Origin of the sequence: Mycobacterium sp. D16Q16 (genome assembly GCF_002013745.1) — a bacterium.
Classification (GTDB): Bacteria; Actinomycetota; Actinomycetes; order Mycobacteriales; family Mycobacteriaceae; genus Mycobacterium.
On sequence record NZ_MAEY01000011.1, the window covers coordinates 16475 to 34036 of the forward strand.

At 64.2% G+C, this 17562-nt stretch carries 20 protein-coding genes; 8 read left to right on the forward strand and 12 right to left on the reverse strand.

All coding sequences use genetic code 11. The annotated features are described in order from the left end of the window. Window positions 1–190: 190 nt before the first annotated feature. The 3 genes from B4394_RS11610 to B4394_RS11620 all read left to right on the forward strand — a co-directional run bounded on the left by B4394_RS11610 (window position 191) and on the right by B4394_RS11620 (window position 2751). Window positions 191–556, forward strand: a complete 366-nt coding sequence (locus tag B4394_RS11610) for a hypothetical protein (RefSeq protein WP_078315116.1) — start codon at window positions 191–193, stop codon at window positions 554–556. A gap of 500 nt (window positions 557–1056) precedes the next feature. Beyond that, window positions 1057–1941: a hypothetical protein gene (locus B4394_RS11615; RefSeq protein WP_139360129.1), complete on the forward strand. Its 885-nt coding sequence runs from the start codon at window positions 1057–1059 to the stop codon at window positions 1939–1941. Between the two features lie 6 nt (window positions 1942–1947). Continuing rightward, the gene (locus tag B4394_RS11620; RefSeq protein ID WP_078315118.1) at window positions 1948–2751 is read left to right on the forward strand and encodes a hypothetical protein; all 804 of its coding nucleotides are present in this window, start codon (window positions 1948–1950) and stop codon (window positions 2749–2751) included. A gap of 15 nt (window positions 2752–2766) precedes the next feature. Here B4394_RS11620 and B4394_RS11625 read toward each other — a convergent pair whose 3' ends face one another. Continuing rightward, window positions 2767–3243 carry a hypothetical protein gene (locus B4394_RS11625; RefSeq protein ID WP_139360130.1) on the reverse strand — a complete coding sequence of 159 codons (477 nt, stop codon included), beginning with the start codon at window positions 3241–3243 and terminating at the stop codon, window positions 2767–2769. Further along, complete coding sequence (locus B4394_RS11630) at window positions 3240–4058, reverse strand: hypothetical protein (protein WP_139360131.1); 819 nt, start codon at window positions 4056–4058, stop codon at window positions 3240–3242. Before B4394_RS11630 ends, B4394_RS11625 begins: the two co-directional genes overlap by 4 nt. A gap of 61 nt (window positions 4059–4119) precedes the next feature. Here B4394_RS11630 and B4394_RS11635 point away from each other — a divergent pair, with 61 nt between their 5' ends. Then, a complete protein-coding gene (locus tag B4394_RS11635; RefSeq protein ID WP_078315121.1) occupies window positions 4120–4644 on the forward strand; it encodes a YbaB/EbfC family nucleoid-associated protein in 525 nt (174 codons plus the stop codon). Between the two features lie 22 nt (window positions 4645–4666). Here the strand turns inward: B4394_RS11635 and B4394_RS11640 are convergent, their stop codons facing one another. From B4394_RS11640 to B4394_RS11680, 9 genes are all read right to left on the reverse strand, one after another. After that, entirely contained in the window at window positions 4667–5827 is a 1161-nt protein-coding gene (locus B4394_RS11640; protein ID WP_078315122.1) for a hypothetical protein, read from the reverse strand. 357 nt (window positions 5828–6184) lie between these two features. Continuing rightward, a complete protein-coding gene (locus B4394_RS11645; RefSeq protein ID WP_078315123.1) occupies window positions 6185–6799 on the reverse strand; it encodes a hypothetical protein in 615 nt (204 codons plus the stop codon). A gap of 89 nt (window positions 6800–6888) precedes the next feature. After that, entirely contained in the window at window positions 6889–7701 is an 813-nt protein-coding gene (locus B4394_RS11650; protein ID WP_078315124.1) for an ESX secretion-associated protein EspG, read from the reverse strand. Continuing rightward, window positions 7698–8783: a PPE domain-containing protein gene (locus B4394_RS11655; RefSeq protein WP_078315125.1), complete on the reverse strand. Its 1086-nt coding sequence runs from the start codon at window positions 8781–8783 to the stop codon at window positions 7698–7700. Before B4394_RS11655 ends, B4394_RS11650 begins: the two co-directional genes overlap by 4 nt. A 42-nt stretch (window positions 8784–8825) precedes the next feature. After that, on the reverse strand, window positions 8826–9113 hold the full coding sequence (locus B4394_RS11660; RefSeq protein WP_078315126.1) for a PE family protein: 288 nt from the start codon (window positions 9111–9113) through the stop codon (window positions 8826–8828). Window positions 9114–9152: 39 nt separating this feature from the next. Then, a complete protein-coding gene (locus B4394_RS11665) occupies window positions 9153–10493 on the reverse strand; it encodes a hypothetical protein (protein ID WP_078315180.1) in 1341 nt (446 codons plus the stop codon). Window positions 10494–10576: 83 nt separating this feature from the next. Then, entirely contained in the window at window positions 10577–10858 is a 282-nt protein-coding gene (locus B4394_RS11670; RefSeq protein WP_286142041.1) for a hypothetical protein, read from the reverse strand. Between the two features lie 131 nt (window positions 10859–10989). Then, on the reverse strand, window positions 10990–11415 hold the full coding sequence (locus B4394_RS11675) for a YbaB/EbfC family nucleoid-associated protein (RefSeq protein WP_286142042.1): 426 nt from the start codon (window positions 11413–11415) through the stop codon (window positions 10990–10992). Further along, the gene (locus B4394_RS11680; protein WP_286142043.1) at window positions 11412–11789 is read right to left on the reverse strand and encodes a hypothetical protein; all 378 of its coding nucleotides are present in this window, start codon (window positions 11787–11789) and stop codon (window positions 11412–11414) included. Before B4394_RS11680 ends, B4394_RS11675 begins: the two co-directional genes overlap by 4 nt. Before the next feature lie 149 nt (window positions 11790–11938). Between B4394_RS11680 and eccA the strand changes: the two genes are divergently transcribed. From eccA to B4394_RS11700, 4 genes are read left to right on the forward strand one after another with little or no spacing between them, the layout of a single operon-like run. Next, window positions 11939–13753 carry a type VII secretion AAA-ATPase EccA gene (eccA, locus tag B4394_RS11685; protein ID WP_078315129.1) on the forward strand — a complete coding sequence of 605 codons (1815 nt, stop codon included), beginning with the start codon at window positions 11939–11941 and terminating at the stop codon, window positions 13751–13753. A 16-nt stretch (window positions 13754–13769) separates the two neighbouring features. Next, window positions 13770–14975: a MinD/ParA family ATP-binding protein gene (locus B4394_RS11690; protein WP_286142044.1), complete on the forward strand. Its 1206-nt coding sequence runs from the start codon at window positions 13770–13772 to the stop codon at window positions 14973–14975. Beyond that, entirely contained in the window at window positions 14972–15535 is a 564-nt protein-coding gene (locus B4394_RS11695; protein WP_078315183.1) for a hypothetical protein, read from the forward strand. Before B4394_RS11690 ends, B4394_RS11695 begins: the two co-directional genes overlap by 4 nt. 52 nt (window positions 15536–15587) lie before the next feature. Further along, window positions 15588–15827: a DUF7161 family protein gene (locus tag B4394_RS11700; RefSeq protein WP_078315130.1), complete on the forward strand. Its 240-nt coding sequence runs from the start codon at window positions 15588–15590 to the stop codon at window positions 15825–15827. Window positions 15828–15832: 5 nt separating this feature from the next. On the opposite strand, the gene eccE is transcribed toward B4394_RS11700, so the two are convergent. After that, on the reverse strand, window positions 15833–17482 hold the full coding sequence (gene eccE / locus B4394_RS11705; protein WP_078315131.1) for a type VII secretion protein EccE: 1650 nt from the start codon (window positions 17480–17482) through the stop codon (window positions 15833–15835). Window positions 17483–17562 lie beyond the last annotated feature (80 nt).

Consider the following 17562-nt stretch of genomic DNA (forward strand, 5'->3'; position numbering starts at 1 on the left):
ACAAAGTCCAGCCAGAATAGTGAGCGGAGCGCCCCCAGAGTCAAGCTGCAAATATGTCGTGACCTGTGTTCCGGCTGCGCCCCTGGGCTGAGGTGCACTATGCTGGTGGGAACTGTTCACCATAGCCAGTCCGCTGAGCGGATCGCCGGGTCCAAGTAGGCGCGGTGGACACATAAGGGAGGAGTGTGTGATGGCGGAGGAACCACCATCGGTTGAGCAGCTGGAGACAACTGGGTCTCAAATCAAGGCACACAAGCCTGAGCAGATAGTCGTCGAGATGTCCCAGAGCGACATCAATAAATGGTCGGGTATCGCCACGGTTGCTCTCGAGCAACTCTCCGCCGCCGTATCCGCCACAAATAGCTGCAATATCGGGAACCCCGGTGCGGGACAGCCGTTCGAATCGATTAACGCCACCGCGGCACAACTGGACGAATCGACGGAACAATTACGCAACTACGCCCAAAGTACCCATACCGCTGTCCTGAACTTGCAAAAACTTCTGAATGATTCTCTCACTGCAATTATGAATCAAGCGGGCGCCCAGACGAAATGACCTGGGACACCCCGCAAGACCCATCGAAACCCGGCCAAGATGTAGCGGGTTACGGTCCTGAGCGTCCCCCATCTGTGCAACTCCCCGCCGGAGCGAAGACCCCCAAAGGGGAAGATTACCGGGGCGCAACCGGAATATCGGGTACTCTAAACGATTCGCACACGAAGCTCGACGACTTGACCAAGAGCGGTGATCCTTGGGCTACGCGCAAGTCTGCCAAAGGCTCAGTCCTAGCACACATCCTTAAGTTCATGGACGGCCATGAGGCGATAAAGCCCATAGGCGATAATTTCGGCGACCACCAGAAACATTGGTCAGACGTCCAAGCCGGGTTGCAGAATGCAAAACTTAAACTCGAGGAAATCATGAAACCTGACGGCCCTAAGGGTCAGACGGCGGATGCCATCAGGAAACAGGCCGATATCTTGAGGGCGAGCATCGTTTTCGCTCAAGGTGCAACGGATCGCATGAGGATAAACTTCGACATATTCTCCCAGGATGTGAAGGACACCCGAAGCTTCTTCATGCAAGAGGGACTTGCCGACGCAGTGCGGCAAGCCGAAAAAGACCCCAAAGCCGGTGACATCGCGGATTGGGCTAATCAGCAGACGGTCATCGTCGTCCGGGACCAATACAACCCGCCGATCTCGACAATCGCGCAGAACCACCCCTCGTTGCCCACCCCAGCGGAGGTACCCTCCGGGCCCGGAGGGCCCGGAGGGCCCGGGCCCGGAGTACCGGCACTGCCCCCGGGGCTTCTTAAAGACGGTCTCGGGCTGCCTGACGGTTTTCTCGGCAAGGTTAAGGATGCTAGCGACCAGCGGCAAGACAACGGGAATCCGTCCGGAGGGTCCGACGGGCTCGGTGATGCGGCAAAGAGTGCTAGCGATGCTGCCGGCAAAGCAACGGAAGGGGCGGGGAAAGCTGCCGGCGAGGCGCAGAAAGCTGCCACCGATGCACTCAACAAGCTACTCGGCGACAAGAACGGTTCCGTCCCGGGCACTGACCCCAGCCGCTTCGACGCCGCCACCGCTATGGGTACCGGACCGTTGCGAGGCGCTGCCCGCGGCGCCGGCACAGGTAGCGGACTCGGGATCGGCGGCCGTGAGGCGCCGATCGCCAAGCCCGCCGCACAGCCAGTCGCGTCCACCAAGGCGACAAGTCCGGCCGCATCCGCCTCGCGAGCGGGATTGAGCAACAACGGCTCGTCCGGCGGCTCTGGTGCCCCCGCCTCGGGTAATCACGGCGGTGCAGCCGCCAAGGTGCACAAGGCGTCCAAGGCGCTGCGCACAGACCATGGCGTCATCAGTGAGGGCGACGCCGTCGTGGCCGTCGTCGGCGATGAGCCCAAAGAACAACCACCTGCCCCCACCACCTCAACCTAACCCCCTGTGACCGATCACCGAAAGCCCGGCCAGCACGTCCGGGTCACGCTGAAACGACTCGCGCAGGTCGAAGTCGTCGGGGTGGAAGCGATCAGCGACGCCTCCGGTCGCGACTTCATGCCCCACCCGTTCGGTCATACACAGTCGTCACGATTCAACGGCTGGGACGGATACGAGCGGTACACCCGTGAACTGCTGGACCGGGTCAACCACGGGGACCTGAGCGAGCTCAAACATTGGTTCTCCGACTACGTCACCGCCGATCTGCGCGTGGAGTGCGTGATCGATACCAACGGCGAGCCCAGCCGACGGCTAATGGCGCACCGCTGCGGCGATGCGGGTTATCTAGCGATACAACAACCCGACGAAGACATGGTCGACGTGTACAGCCTGGCGCCGAACCAACTGGGAGCAGCGATCGCCGGATCAGCCAACCTGATCGCCCCCGGCAAACGCGCCATGATCACCATCCCCGATATCGACGGAACATCGCCGCCCCGCCGTGAGAACACAGGCCAGGTCAGCATCCACGTCCAATCGGCCAACGCTACCGGTGCGGTGGCGCTCTCCTCCACCGAGATCACCAGCTTTGCCCGGGTACAGAGCCGCTGGCAGCCCGCTCGCGACTGGGGATTTGACCGACAGAAAAAAGCGGTCGTGTGGGTGCGGATCGACGGGGACGGCGAATATGTCTATTCGTCCGGGTACAAATATCTGACACCAGTGACGACTCGCGACCTTGCGCAACGAATCGACCAGCTCATCTCCGAAGACGTGGCGGCCATTCGAGAGGCGCGGGGCGCACGCTAGGAGAGCGCCTCCGGCTCACGGCACCGGCGCCCGCCCAATCCCATCGACCCGCAACTCGCCCTCGCGTACCTTCAGCAGAAACACCACACCTCCGTTGTCGGCGAAATGCGTGTAGATGCCCCATAGCGACCCCTCCCGCTCGAACCGCCCAAACGCGATCACTCTATGCGGGTCGAGCGGGCGGTGATCTTGCAAAGCCTGGACATCCAAGGCCACCGCACCACCGGGCACGTCCAGCCAGCTCAACGCTTTCACATTCGCCAGATGCCCTGCGTCGCGTTCCCGTATCCACGCCAGCACGGTGCTCACGGCGGCCGCGCGGGCCTGCTCGTCCGACATCGATTCGCTGGCGGTCAGAGGCCGCACTGTGGGCCCGTCACCGCGGTCCCGGCCGACCACCGCCACCGCCAGCAGCGCAGCGGCGGCGACAACCGCGAACGCCCACAACCACACCGTCACCCGACGGGGCTGGCAATCCTGTCCGCCACTCATTCGACAACCCCGGAGACATCGCACACCTTCAGCTGTCCGGCCTCATCCGCCAGCGTGAACGCGTCGTTGAAGAATCCGCCACCGGTAGTCTGCGCCCGATCAACAGCCTGCTTCTGGCTCTCACTGATTGGCCGCAGACGAACCGCGATCTGCACCCACACTCGCGCCCCGCTGTCTCGGAACCCTCTCACCGCATCCGGGAAGACGAGCCGCTCGCTCTGCCCGACGAGGCGCATCGTCTCGACCCAGTGCAGCAGTGCCGGCGACGGATCGCTGCACATGAGGGCACGCAGCGCCGACACATCAGCCCGGTTCTCCGCGTCCGACCAAGCGTTGATCACCTCGACGGCTTCCCGCTGCCGCGGCGGCGGGTCAGGCAACGAGGCTGACTCCACCCGCGGCGGTGCCTCCCAGCGCCAGCCCACGCCAAACACCACCCCGGCGGCCATCAGCAATGACGCCGTCAACGCCATCAACGTCCACTGCACCCGCTGCCTCACCCGCCGGGGCGAAGCCACCGACGGACCGGGGTCAGCGTATGCCGACAACTCCCCAGCAGCGTCGCAATCGATCACCAGCCGCCGCCACGGCTTCCCACTTTCCGCTGACCGCCGCTGGTGCTCGGCCAACAGCATGACCGCCTTCGCAGGAGCCGGAATCGACTGCGGTCGCCCATCAGCCGTGGTCGCCATCACCTCGACTGCGGGTGGCGCACACTCCGCATGCAAACGTTGCCACCCCATAGGCAACCCCGACACCAAAAGGGCCACCGCCTGCTCGAGCAGCTCCCGGTCACCCAGGTCAATTCCCTCCACGCGGGCCAGACTATCCGGCATCCGACCACGCCACGGTGCACATGCGGACTTCTCTGCCACAATGGTGACCGTGGGAGCGATGGACGAGTTTTTCGACGGCTCTGAGATCGATAACGATCAAGCCTTGGCTGCCCTGGACGCCGTCGTCAAAGAGATGGCCGTATCCGCCCAGCAGTTCGCGCTGCAGACCGCCGACGCCCGCTCGCGTGACAAGCTTGTCCGCGTCTGGGTGAACGCCCAAGGTGTGGTCGTGCAGGTGGAGATCGACGAGCGGTTGTTCGCCGAGACGACTAACACCGAGGCGGCGGCTTCGATGCTTGAGGCCGCCCAGGCTGCAGCTGCCATCATGGCGGAACGTACCAAGGCGTTCCAAGCCGAAGAGGCGAAGAAGCTCGCTCCCGACCCGAAGTTCATCGATGAATCCACGGAACCGTTGGACGAGATGTTCAGCGAACTACAGCCCAAGGTGCCCCTCTCACCGCCGAACGCCCCGGAACGGCGCGATGCCATCGCTCCCATCACATCTCCGGTCACTGCTGATGACCACGCCGCCGGGGAATGGCAGTTGCGGATTTCCGACCGCTGAGCCGCGCGCCCGGCAAGGCGGCTCACGGACGCAGCCACGCCCGCGTCAACACGTCAGCAGCATCCAGCTGCGCAATCGCCTCGGCCATGTCGAAGGACTGCGGCACACCGCCAGCGAACAACTCAGCCAGGTGCTGTTCCGAGGCGGTCTGCGCCTCGGCGGCCGCGACGAGGCCGAGCGCCGTCTCGGTGTGATCGCCGGTCGGCTCGAAGCCGATACCTGCCAGGGTCTTCGCAATGAGTTCGGCAGCATCTGCTCTGGTCCACACCGCAGGCACGCCGCCGGCGACCTCATCCGCACGAGACCAGGAGTGATCGTCCCCTGACGGTACTGCCGCATCTGGCAGCTCGGCACGGTACCAGTGCCCGTCCTCCCACCAGTAGCAAAACGATAACCGGCCGGCCGCCGCACGCGGGTCCAGGTACAAGTTGTGCAACCACTCCGGGGCGCCCCGATAGAGGTCTGGCCATGCAATCGAGCCACGATAGGCGGCAGTCAATAACCACGAATCGTCACGCCCGCCGGACAAGATGGCGCGGTCACTGGGCAGGCGCGCCAGGATACAACCGCCGGCGTCACCGATGTACTGCTGGAACGACGGGTCGGTGCGAGAACCCACCGACACACCCGACCCTCGACACACCGCAGCGTACGCGGCCATCCGCGCCCACAGCAGCGGCAGTGGCGGAAGGTCGTTGTCGGCGACCAGGACATCGACTGCGGCCGTGGCACCCGCGCGCGCCTCGGCCGCAGTACGCAGCTGCTGGCCGGTGTTGCCAACATACGCCAACAGCCAGAGCGGGATGTTCTGTCGGGGATGCCGATCGATATCGCGGCGGTAGGCATCAGCCGATAACAGTTGCTCGGCGGGGATCTCGGTGGCCCCATAGTCGAGTCTGATCCGCAGATCACCGCTGTCATCGCTTTCGAAAAGCAGCCGCAGCCATGGGCCGTCGGACCCGACAGTAAGCGTGCGGTGCCGACGGATTGTCTCGACGGCAGCTGACACGACCGGGATCGCGTCTGCGCGCTCCCCTGTCAGAGCGACGACCTGCGCGACTACGTCGTCACCGGCCATGCTGAAGATGCCCTGCAGTTTCGCATCTCCCACATGCACGTTCTGGCGCAACGTTTGGACGGCCTGCGCCACCAACACTTGTGGATCCTGGCCCGGGTCACTCATGCCCCGCCCCGATATTCCACCTGGCAGCCAAACAGCACCGCTCCCTTCACTCCGGCGAAGCCATCACATTCACCCCGGGAATCGGGCAGCACTGTGCCTTCGCGCAAACCCGGACTGCCGACCGATTGCACCGAAAACGCATTAGAACCCGTTGTTCGATTGACTGCCCACGCGGCGTGGGCAGTCAATCGAAGACGCATTTGGCCTGGCCACTATTCCAGCGTCCTTCATCTCCGCCGCCTTCTGCCAAACGGCATCGATCCCTCACCGCCGGAGACATCGCTGCAATCGCCGAGGCGGCTGACTGACGGTGCTGCACCTGGACCGCTCCGCCCAAAACGAGTAGAGGTGTCGCGACTAGCCGCCCAACCGCGCATCGAGCGCGAACAGATCGTTCATGTCATCCCCAGCCGTCTGGCCCACCAACTTTTCGAGGTCAGCGTTAGCTTCTTCGAAGTTAGCGTTGATCGTGTTGTACTCCGCCGAAATCGCCTGCGAGGCTTGGGCGCCAAAAGCGCTGGGAATAGTTACCTCGAACAATTGCTTGATGTCTTGGGCGACTGTTCCGGCTCCCTGGGCGGCGCGGGCAGCATCAGCGTAGTGGTCCAAGGCCGCCGGGTCATAGGTGATGACATCGTCATTCCCACGGTGCGGCTCCATCTCTGGCCACGGCGCGGGAGCGTCGTGCTTTGGCATGGGATCCTTGCCTGCCGCGGCTAGCAGCGCATTCCCAGACTCATAGACCTTGTCGTGAGCGTCCCCCATTGCGCGATAGATCACGTGGAGCTCATCGTCAATCTTCTTGGCGGTGGAGTGTATCTCCGCCGCGTTCGGGCTGTTGTGCAGATTCCCCGCCAGGCTGGCGAGAGCATCGTGCATCTGCGAGAACTGACTGCACGTCTTCGCGAGGCAGTCATTGACCTCGCCCATCGCTTTCGGTAGCGCGCCTAGGTCGATATTCACGGGAGCCATGTATTTCCCCTAACTTCTGTGATCTGAATACTGTCGGTAATTGATTAGTGGTCAGTCGATTACGTGCAAAATGATGCACCCGTTGCGATTTACGTTGCCCCCCATCCTTCATCGGACAGTTCCACCAACTGACGGACTGCTTGCCCGATCGTGTGATCTGAACCTGGCTTGAGCGTAGACCAGATCTGTCCATTGGGTGAGACGCTCGGGGCGCCGACAATCCGGCCACGCTTGGTGTAAAAAACCCCTATCGCAGCCGGCGCCCGCGTAATGCGATCGTCCTCGGCCGACAGCGCGTAGTAAACGATCTCGGCAAACGCCGCGCGAGACCCAAGCGCCGATCCAAGTAGCATCGCGGTCTGAGGATCCGCGCCGAGCGCTCGAACGCGGTCGGCCAGCTCCGCCGAATCGTGTGTGCCGTTAAGCCGCTCGCGCATCTCCTGCTGTGGCGCACCCACCGGGGTGATCTGCGCCGCCTCCGAGCGCGGCAGCTCGGTGACCAACGCCGCTACCGCGGCGTCGAGCCGCGCCTCGCCCGCAATCCCCCGCAACTCGATGTCGTCGCTGATCCGCCGCGCCGTCACCAGTCGGGTACCACGGCGCGCCAACGAAACCCGGGAAATACCGTCGGGCGTCACCAACCGCATGGCCAGCTCCCGGTCCGGCCGATGCAACACCTGCAGCAGCTCGAGCAGCTCGTCGGCGACCACACCGTCGATGATCAGACCACGGGATACCAGCATCCCAGTCGCACGGTCGATCGCCGCGTCCAGCGCGTCGTCGGTGCCGTGCCGCAGCCGGATGGCCAACACCGCCGGCAAACTCTGGATTCCCACCCGCTGCGCGACAACTCGCAGCTCGTCTTCACTGACGTTGAACCGGGAACCGAGTGCGGCTGTCACCGAACCGGGTCCTTATCGTCAGCCCCGATAACCGGTGGCGCCACCCATCGATCCGAAACCTGCTGCAGCGTCCGGGCGGGCTCGTCGGCGTAGCTCTCAACGGTGGGTTCCGGTGTTGCCAGCTCATCAAAGATGGCGGTGTTGGGGCCCCAACTTACGTTCGCCACAGTGAACGGCGCATCGCTCTGCTGCGCAGCCGGCAACCACGACGGGCCGCCCACTTCCGAAAGTCGCGCACCCGGCTCACCGCCACCTTCCAGTGCCTCGGCCGGACGGATTGACTCGTGCTCGCGATCGTGGCTGCCACCCCTGCCCATCATGCCCATGGGACCCATGGCACCTCGGCCCATGCCGCCGCTACTACTCCCCGCACCGCTGCCGAACGGCGTTTTCTTCAAGTCCTTCGGCGCTTCGCTGGTCTTGGTCGGCGACGCAGCCATGGGGCTCAATGGCCTTGCAGTACCTCCGCCGCCACCGCCACCGTGGCCGCCGCCCTTGCCCCCCGACTTGCCTTCTTTTTCGGCCTTGAGCGCATCACCCTTGACAACCTGCGGCGGCGGCAGCTGCTCCCACGGCTCGGCAAACTCGGCGACAGCGTCCTCGTAACGCATCATGACCGCAGCGGCATCAGCCTGCTGAGCGGTAGCCGCCTCCTCGAGTTCGGCAAACTTACCGTCGAGAATCGCGCCGTTGTACGCGCCTAGTGAGGCCATCATGTCCGCGGAGGCCTTGGCTTCAACGACATCGGACACGCTTGGCATTGACAGAATGGCGACGGTGTTAGCCACCGCCGCTTCCTCGATCTTCTGTCCGTTGCCGGCTGCGTTCAGTGCAAGCGACTGGATCCAGCGACCAAATTCGACGAGCTTCTGCGAAACCGCGTCCGACCCACCGCTATCCCACGATGCCTTGAACCGTTCAACGATCGCGTCGAAATCGGTTGATACACGAGCCAATTCGTTGGCAACCCGGATCCACGCGGCACCCGCCTCACCGACAGAGCCTGGGCCAGGTCCGTCCGTGAGGTCACCAGCCAGTCGTTCAGCGCTTCGCGACTCCCACACCACATTGGTGAACCCCACGCCGTTACCCCCTTCCCGTCCCTAGCTCGAATTCACGGCTAATCAAGCCAGATCGGTTTCCTGGATCTTGCCCGAGTGCGCCCGCAGCGTCGCAGCTACCTCCCGAATCTCAGTGGAGCCCAAGGCCGCAGCCTTGCCGAAAGACTCGTGCACGGCGTTGGACGTCCGTGCGACACGCTGGGACACTTCATCGCTACCCGGTGCCACGGTCGTCAGATGTGACGACTCGGTTTTCAGGACGGCGTCAACCCGGCCAGCAAGGTCATCAAGCTGTTTGATGACATCGCCCACCTCGCCGGGCTGGATCTTGATATCGCTAATATCGGCCATTTCGTTACTCCTCTGATAGATGTCTGCTGATGCGATTTGCTAAATGCGCAGCTCTACGTCCCCTTCGGCACCGGGATCGTTCTCGCCGATCACCGCCGGTGTGACAGTGCCCAGATCGCCGACAATTTCATCACCCTGATCACTTGTGTGCAGGAAGGTCGCCGCAGAGTGATCACCGCTGCCTGCCCCGGCACCGCGCGCACCCGCACCCGCACCGCCCATCGGAGCGCCGCCCATCATGCCGGCGCCGCTGGAACCCACCGCGCCGACGGCCGCTCCGCGTACCGCGGACTGCGCCCCGCTCCCCTCACTCACACTTGCCAGGTTGGCCGATACCGCAGACGGCAACGCACGCGCCGCGACCGTTCCTGCCGAACCGCCGCCACCCCCCAGGCCTGCTCCGCCACCACCGATCTTGGCGGCGCCCGCAGACCCCAGCCCCGCCGATGACAGCCCCTTGGCGGCCGCACCCACGCCGCTACCGGCTCCTCCCTTTCCTGCCGCCTGCGCCATGCTGGTAGCGGCTTGAACACCGGCCTGGACCCCCTGCGAAAGCATCTGGGTACCCATGGTCAACGGCATCGTGGCCATCTGTACAGCGGGTCCCATCATGCTCATCGCCATTTGCATCATGGGGCCCATCATGCTCATCATCGACGTGGGACCTTGAGCGAGCGCCACCGGCGCACCCGTGGCGGTCATGTTGGCCGCTTGGGCGGTGAGCGCGGCTTCCAACTCCGTGACAATCTCGACGGCGCGCGCCGTCGCGGAGCTCGCTGTTTCGCCCATCTCCGGGGCAGTAAAAGGAATTCCCCCGGAGAGCCCCTCAAGCCGGTGCTGGGTCTCTTGGATGAGCTCAAGCAGCCGTGTGTAGCCCTGGGAAGTGTCGGCACCGGCTGTCATCCCCTGTCCGCCAAGCGCTGCGCCTTGTGCCGACACGGCCGCCCCGTTACCCAGGGTCTCCGCTGTCTTGGCCATGGTCCCGGCGGCACCGGAACCTGCCCATCCGCTGCCGCCCTGCCCCATCTGCCCCATCAAGCCCTGCAGGCTCTGCGCACCCTGCTGAAACGCCTGGGTCAGCGGCTGGAACATCTGTTGCGGGTTGAGGCCCTGGAAGATCCCGGTACCCAGCGTGCCAAGCATCTGGAGCATCGGAGACATCAGCCCGGAAACCATGTCACCGCCCCCGGCACCAGCCTGCGCCGCCGCGTCCTCAGCGGTGGCCTGATCACGGGCGCTCCGGTCGCTCGGATTCAGGTTCAGTTCATCCAGAATGTCCCGGGTTGGCTTGTTCAGCCAGTCCTTGAGCCCATGCTCAACAGCGTTGATGTGGGGCGTCGGGTCAAAAACGACGCCGCCCGCAGCGGGCGCAACGCCCACAGGACCCTGCATGGGCGAAAGGGGCCCTACAGGACCCGGGGGCACCTGCCCCTCTGGGTTGTTGGCAGCCATGATCTCGCCGGTCAGACGGCAGTCGTCGGACCGGAACCAAGGCCCTCGTCAACCTTGACGTAGCCGGCCTGGGCGACCTCGGTCGACGTTCCCAGCAGCGCATGGTTGACGGCTGTCCCCAATCCGCCAGTGACATTGCTGCTCGTCGATGCGAAGAATGCCGGAATCACATTGGCCACGCCGAGCGGCCCAATAGTGCTGGCGAACCCGGACAACACACCCGGTGTGATGACCGATAATGCGCTGGTGATCGCCGTGGAAACGCCCGTCTGCGCCGTCTGTATCGCAGTCATATATGCAGGCTGTGCTTCAAAATCTTCGCCAGAACCCTTAGCCGCCATGTTCCCTCCTGATGTTCAGCTACTAGGGCGATGCCCCGCCCCCTTTACAGCAACGATAACTGTTCAAGCTCTTGTTCTGGCTACTATTTTGCCGGATCCTGCGGGGACCCGGCAACTTCTTGGGCATCTTTTTGCATCTCCGGATCCTCGCCTGGCACGAAGGTGCTGCCATCCCAGCAGGTCAAAGGCATTTTCTCCAGCTCTGCCATCCGGGTATTGAACTCCTTAAAAAGAAAAGCTTGCCGCTCCAAAGCGTGCCGCGCGGCTTCCTGAGCGGTGTCAACGATCAGCTTTGCCAACACCTCGGCCCCCAACCGGGCCGCGGAAGGCCCCAGCCACAGCCCGGACGGGGCGCCGTGCGCATCGACCTCTGCACTCACCGATTGATCGCGACTGGTCACCCGCACACTCACCGCGGCGGTGTGTTCGGCGAGGGCCTGCATGAGGTCGCGCTGCTTACGCACCCGAGCGAGCAGAGACGCAGCAAGGCTTGTGCCTGGGGCGCTCATACTGACCTCATCCAACTGTCAGGCAAGTCCCCGTCACCGAATATGCGCTCCTCCGCGTTCACTACGTCGGACTCGGTGGCCAAGCCCATGATCTCGATCGTCGGGGAGTCAACCCCCTGCGCCTGCATCTCACGGCGATGGGCCAACTGGGCACGCATGCCGGATAGCTGGCAGAGAGCCAGAATCTCGTTCGCTAGGTGCTGCGGCGACTTTTTCAGTTCGCGCGGATCGATCTTGAGAGCCACTGGTAGGCCCTGCTCGGTCGTGACCACTGAAATGCTGCCACTGGGAGACCGCGCGGCGCCCTGACGGCCCTGGCTGGTGCGGGCAGCCGCTCCTGCGCCCGGCGGCGGTGCGACGTTATGGGCTGGCATACGGCCAAAGTTAGTACAATGTTCCAAGCCGTGCTAGCAATACAAGGGGAGTGCAGAATGGGTGGGCGCCGCGGCCAACCGATCTCCTTGGCTGTGCCGGGAATTCCGTTGTCACAGAACGTCGCTGACGAAGTAAGGAAAACCAGCCGATGAGTGGGTCTAGGGACGCACAACGGGTATTCGATGCTGGCGTGCTATCGCTGGGGATCCCGATCGATGGCCTGCAAACCGACCGCGACGTGCAGTACGCAGGCATGGCGTTTAAGCGGGCGACAGAATACGACCCCGAGATGAGCGACGCGTGGTTGGGCCGTGCGGCCGCCGGTGAGAACACCCCGGAGGTGCTCTACCACCTCTACCGGACCAGCAAGGCCAATCTCGGACGTGACCAACGTCGCCTGGGTCTGCCTCGCAACACGCTTGCCGGGCGCTTCCAGACTGGGCTGTATCTCGACTACGGCCTGAGCACACTCACCGAGGTGGGGTTGGCCTACGCAGCGGGACTGATCCAGGGTGCGGACTACGGCGAGGCCGAGAAGGTGCTTGACGAGCTCGAGGTCACCCGGAAAGCAATGCCCGGTGGCGACGCAGAGGCTAGTGAGATCTGCGCCTACATCCGCGCGGTGCTGCATTTCACCACCCAGCGCTGGCCAGATGTGCTGTCCGCGCTAGCCCACTCCGCGGCGTTCACCGACGAATACCTAGCCGCCGGAGCGCATTTGATGGTTGGCTCGGCATGCTCCCAGATGGGCCTGTTCGCCGAAGGCATCCGGCGCCTGGACCAGGCGATTGAAGGGCCGATCCCCGCAGCGCGGCAGGCAGCGGAATTCTGCAAGGGCCTGACCCTGCGTGAGATGGGCAAAGAATCGGAAGCCCGGATCATCTTCGAGCGGATCTACAGCGAGGATCCCGGGTTCGAGGCGAACGCGGCCGCCCTACACGACCCAAAATACCGGCTGATCATCAGCACCAAAGAAGCGATCGACTCCCGCACCGACAAGTGGGACCCGAGCACCGCACGCGAGAACACCGAAGACGCGGGCGAGGCCGCCGAGCGTGGTAACAAATACCTGCGCGAGGCTGAGGAGGAACTGAACCGCCAGATCGGTCTGAACGACGTCAAGCTCCAGGTGGCCAAGCTGAGGTCGGCAGCCAAGCTCGCCAAGATCCGGGGCGACAAGGGGCTCAGTTCCGCATCGCGTAGCTTGCACCTGATCTTCACCGGACCGCCGGGGACCGGCAAGACCACCATCGCCCGGGTAGTCGCACAGACCTACTGCGGGTTGGGGCTGCTCAAGACGCCCAACGTCGTCGAGGCCAAGCGCAGCGATTTCGTCGGCGAACACCTGGGCAGCACCGCGATCAAGACGTCTACGTTGATCGACTCCGCGATGGACGGCGTGCTGTTCATCGATGAGGCATACACGCTCATCCAGACAGGGCTGTCTGGCGGCGATGCCTTCGGCCAGGAGGCGGTGGACACCCTGCTGGCCCGGATGGAGAATGACCGCGACCGCCTGGTCGTTATCATTGCGGGCTACGACGCAGAGATCGACCGATTCCTAGCCTCTAACGAGGGCCTGGCATCGCGGTTCACCAAACGCATTCGCTTCGTCTCCTATACCCCCGCCGAACTGGGCGACATCGGCCGGCTCACCGCGCAGCGACGTGATTCCGAGCTCTCCGAACCCGCCTGTGACGAGCTGGTCAAGGCGTGCGAGACCCTGTACGAAACCACCTCTGCCGACGACTCCGGCCAGATCCGGCGGGGCATCGATTTGGCCGGTAACGGGCGCTTCGTCCGAAATGTGATCGAAGCCGCAGAGGAAGAACGGGAGCACCGCCTCGCCGAAGAGCACGAGGCCGCCCTCGAGGACCTTGACGAGGCCGAACTGATGCGTATCGACGCAGCTGACATGCGGGCTGCCCTCACGAACGCGCTGGCTATGCTGAAGCGCGGCTGAGCCATCGGAGCCGATAATGAGTAATTTCGACGGTTCCCGGCGGCCACCGTCAGGGCACAGCGCGCAGCCTGATGAGGCCGATACTGCGCCGCTGCGCATACCACGGTTTAGCTCGTCGACAGTCCCGACGCAGCGCCAGCCACCGCTTCCCCCACTGACAGCACCGCCGCAGGCGCCGCCCACGTTTGAGCCGGTGGCAACACCGTTCACCACCGCCGACCGCGGAAACCCATCCGGATCGCCGGACAGTCGGCAGCCACGGCTGCCTACCCCTGGCGAGCTTGGCCTGATCCGGCGTGTTCAGGCCGCCCCAGAACGCGGCTGGCGCAGGGCCATTCACCGGATGACCGGCATCAACCCCGGGGAATCAGACAAGGCCAATAGTTTCAAGCGGCTGACCGCGCGGGTCAACCAGCCTGTGCGCGGCGACTACAGCATCGCCGTCCTCTCGTTGAAGGGTGGCGTAGGTAAGACGACCACGACGGTAGGGCTGGGTTCGACATTCGCGGCCGTCCGCGGCGACCGGGTCATCGCCATTGATGCGAACCCCGACTTTGGCACCCTTGCCCAGCGCGCACCGAAACAGAGCAACTCCACCGTGCGGGACTTATTGCTCGATGAGCGGCTTTCTCGCTATTCCGACATCCGTCGGCACACGTCGCAGAACTCCAGCCGACTGGAAATCCTGGCCTCCGAGCGAGACCCAGCTACGTCCGAGTCCTTCTCCGAGGCCGACTATCGGTCCGTCATGCAGATGTTGAAACGGTTCTACAACATCATCCTGACCGACTGCGGCACCGGGCTGGTGCACTCGGCGATGGCCGGGGTGCTCGCCGAGGCAGACTCGCTGGTGTTAGTGGTTTCTCCGGCGATCGATGCCGCACGCAGCGGCCTGGCGACCCTGGACTGGCTGTCCAAGAACGGTTACGCGCACCTGGTACCGGGTTCAGTCGTGGCCGTCAGCGCCGCCCGACCGGGCGCGGTGTCGGTCGACATCGATCTGCTGGCCCGCCAGTTCCTGACGCGGGCCCGCGCCGTGCACGTCATCCCCTACGATGACCATCTCGCGCAGGGCTCCGAAGTAACCCTCGACCTGGTGGGATGGAAGGGGCGACAGGCCTTCCTCGAACTGGCAGCCTCGGTGGCTGACGGCTTCACTCATCCCCACACACGTGACGGGTGGAACACATCGGGCTGGTCAACCGAAAGGCGGCGTCGATGAATGTGGGCAAACTGTACCGGGCGCCGCGCCGCTGGCCGGCGATCGTGGCGGCTGCGAGTGCGGGCGTGCTAGTGGGCGCAGCGATCGGGGTGGGCGCCACCATGTTGACGCGTGAGCGCGCAACAGCCGCGGCGGTTACGGTCACCGCGACCCCGGAGCCATCCGTGCTGCCCGCCGCAATATCCCCTGAACGGGCCAATCGTCAGACATGTGAAGGCTGGGACGCCGCCGGCAAACTGATCAACGAGGCGGCTGACGCGCTCACAGTAATCCCGGAGGGAACCAGCATCCTTGATCCCGCGGTGCGCAACACCCCGGAGCGTGTGAGCGCTGTCACGCACGCCGGTGACCTGTTCCAGCAGGCCGCCGATGCGTTGAAACAGCGCATCACGCCCGGTGCCACCGAAATCCTCACGCTGACTTCTCAGACAACCGTAGGTTCCCTGGCCGCGTTAGCCAGCGCCTACCGAAGTTTCGACGAGTCCAGCGGGGATTCCATTACCACTGCCCGCACCGCCGCACACAGCATGAGTGCGCTGTGTAAACGCCTCGTCAGTTGACACAACCCTCTCTGATTGCACACGGGCGAAGCCGTAAGCGACAATCAGCTGTATGACCGAGATCCCCCCGGGTTATCACGCATTGGCGTACGACGCGAAGGGGTTGCGGGGCAAGAATGCTCGCATCGTCTCCGACCCCGGCGTTTACTACGACTTGCCGGAGGACCAGAAGGACGTTGTGATCGCCGACGACGAGCCCAACATCTACTCGGAGCTATACGTGTATCTGCCCGGCGCCCCGGAAGAAAAGTCGGCAATCCATTACAGCTGCCTAGCTGTCAAGACTCCGTGATCCTGTCAGGCTTTCGCGCCGCTTCGCTCGGCGGCAAATGAATCCCTGATGTAGCGCACTTCCTCATCGGTGGCGACCATCGTGACCACCGATGAGCCGGCCCGAGTGGACACCTTGACGACGTCGGCCTCGGCGTCGAGCAGTTCCAGTGCCACATCCGCGTTCGGACTCACGGCCGAGTTCGGCGGCGTGATAACCATCGCGGTGACACCGATTCGGACCGACTGCTCGACCACTCCGTCGAACACCTCGACCGTGTAATTGCGGTCCGAACCTGCCTGCATGGTGCGACGGTTAGTGTCGGCGACCCAGAGCAGGTCGTGGTCGTCGACCTCCTTGATCATGCCGTGCCACAACCGCGGCCGATGGCTGTGCACGCGCACCCGGGCACCGAGCGCCAACGACCGCAGTACCGCCAGCTGCGCCAGGTGCAAAGTGCCGACGATCTCCACGCGATTGATCTGCGACCCGAAAAGAGGCAGCGCGACCGCTCGGCCATGCTCGTCGGCACCGATCACCTGCCCGCAACCGGACGCCGGAACTGCGATGTTGTCCACGGCGCCATCTGCGGCCGCATACGCCCAACTGTTGATCTGGCGAGGCGGCTGGGGCACAGGCAGGCTCGAGGCCAGCGCCGAGTACTGGAAGCCGCGCAAGTGGTTCAGGCCCCGCAGGTGGATGCGGGCACGGTCGTGAGTGTCGAAGCGGGCCAACCCTCGCACCTGGGTGACCTCATCGGCGTCTCGCCGCAGCGACAGACAGACCGTGGTGGAGTAGCTCGGAATGGTCCAGACCAGCCCCAATCCCGCAGTCGTCAGCATCGCAGGCTTGATCGCGAAGCTGCGAAGCTTGAAGCGGCCTTCCTGGCAGGTCCGCCAGGTTTCCTCGACGCTGGCCAGGTTGACACCATCGGACAGCTGGTTGACCGCCTGGCCGATCTCGCTGGCGGTCTGCACTCGCGAACCCAGCCCGGCCTCGGTCAGCCGATTGGCCACCCGCCGTGTCGCCGTGGTGGCGGCGCGCAAGATGCCCTCGCGGCCGCCGCCGCGGCGGCGCACCGCCTCAGCACATCGTGACGGATCGAAGCGGATCGCGACCCACACGGTGCGCTGCGCGATGGCTGGCAGCGGGCCCAGTACCGCGTCGTACACGGCGGCCATCTCGGTGTGGCCATGCGAGCGAGCGCCCTGACTCAGCACATCGATGGAGTCGAGGGTGATGTCGAATTGCCGCAAACACTCGACCAACGCGTCGACAGGGACGATGGCGCCTGAGACAGTGACGCCGGGCTCCATCACCGTCATCGCCTGCGGGTTCTCGTCGATTTTCAACAGCGACAGCAGCGTGCGTCCGTCCCAGCGAAATCCGATCAGGGTCCCATCCGAGGCGGGCACATCGAACGGTTCTGCCGGACCTGCGTGCTTCCGACCACGTTTGCGGCGTTCCAGCAAGAACCTCAACCGCAATCCAACCAGCCGCGGCAGTGTCGTACCGCGTCCGCGCACCACCAGTACCAGTGCCACGACTAGACCCACGGCAGCACCCTGCCACCCTGGGAACCCAGCCAGCAGCGCGATGGTCAGCCCGGCCGCGATCAAGACCTGCAGCAACACCAAGTCCCACAGCGGTAGCACGCGCTGCGCGCCAATCTCCACGGTTGAACGCAAACGGCTCGACTCCGGCGGCCTCCGTCGTTGACGACGAGAAGTCCCCGCACCGCGACCAGGCAACTCGG

Coding starts and splice junctions, on each gene's coding strand:
- B4394_RS11675 (WP_286142042.1), bottom strand. CDS start 11,415: ATGAGCGCCCCAGGCACAAGCCTTGCTGCGTCTCTGCTCGCTCGGGTG.
- B4394_RS11610 (WP_078315116.1), top strand. CDS start 191: ATGGCGGAGGAACCACCATCGGTTGAGCAGCTGGAGACAACTGGGTCT.
- B4394_RS11635 (WP_078315121.1), top strand. CDS start 4,120: ATGGTGACCGTGGGAGCGATGGACGAGTTTTTCGACGGCTCTGAGATC.
- B4394_RS11695 (WP_078315183.1), top strand. CDS start 14,972: ATGAATGTGGGCAAACTGTACCGGGCGCCGCGCCGCTGGCCGGCGATC.
- B4394_RS11660 (WP_078315126.1), bottom strand. CDS start 9,113: ATGGCCGATATTAGCGATATCAAGATCCAGCCCGGCGAGGTGGGCGAT.
- B4394_RS11690 (WP_286142044.1), top strand. CDS start 13,770: ATGAGTAATTTCGACGGTTCCCGGCGGCCACCGTCAGGGCACAGCGCG.
- B4394_RS11680 (WP_286142043.1), bottom strand. CDS start 11,789: ATGCCAGCCCATAACGTCGCACCGCCGCCGGGCGCAGGAGCGGCTGCC.
- eccA (WP_078315129.1), top strand. CDS start 11,939: ATGAGTGGGTCTAGGGACGCACAACGGGTATTCGATGCTGGCGTGCTA.
- B4394_RS11640 (WP_078315122.1), bottom strand. CDS start 5,827: ATGAGTGACCCGGGCCAGGATCCACAAGTGTTGGTGGCGCAGGCCGTC.
- B4394_RS11625 (WP_139360130.1), bottom strand. CDS start 3,243: ATGAGTGGCGGACAGGATTGCCAGCCCCGTCGGGTGACGGTGTGGTTG.
- B4394_RS11645 (WP_078315123.1), bottom strand. CDS start 6,799: ATGGCTCCCGTGAATATCGACCTAGGCGCGCTACCGAAAGCGATGGGC.
- B4394_RS11700 (WP_078315130.1), top strand. CDS start 15,588: ATGACCGAGATCCCCCCGGGTTATCACGCATTGGCGTACGACGCGAAG.
- B4394_RS11670 (WP_286142041.1), bottom strand. CDS start 10,858: ATGACTGCGATACAGACGGCGCAGACGGGCGTTTCCACGGCGATCACC.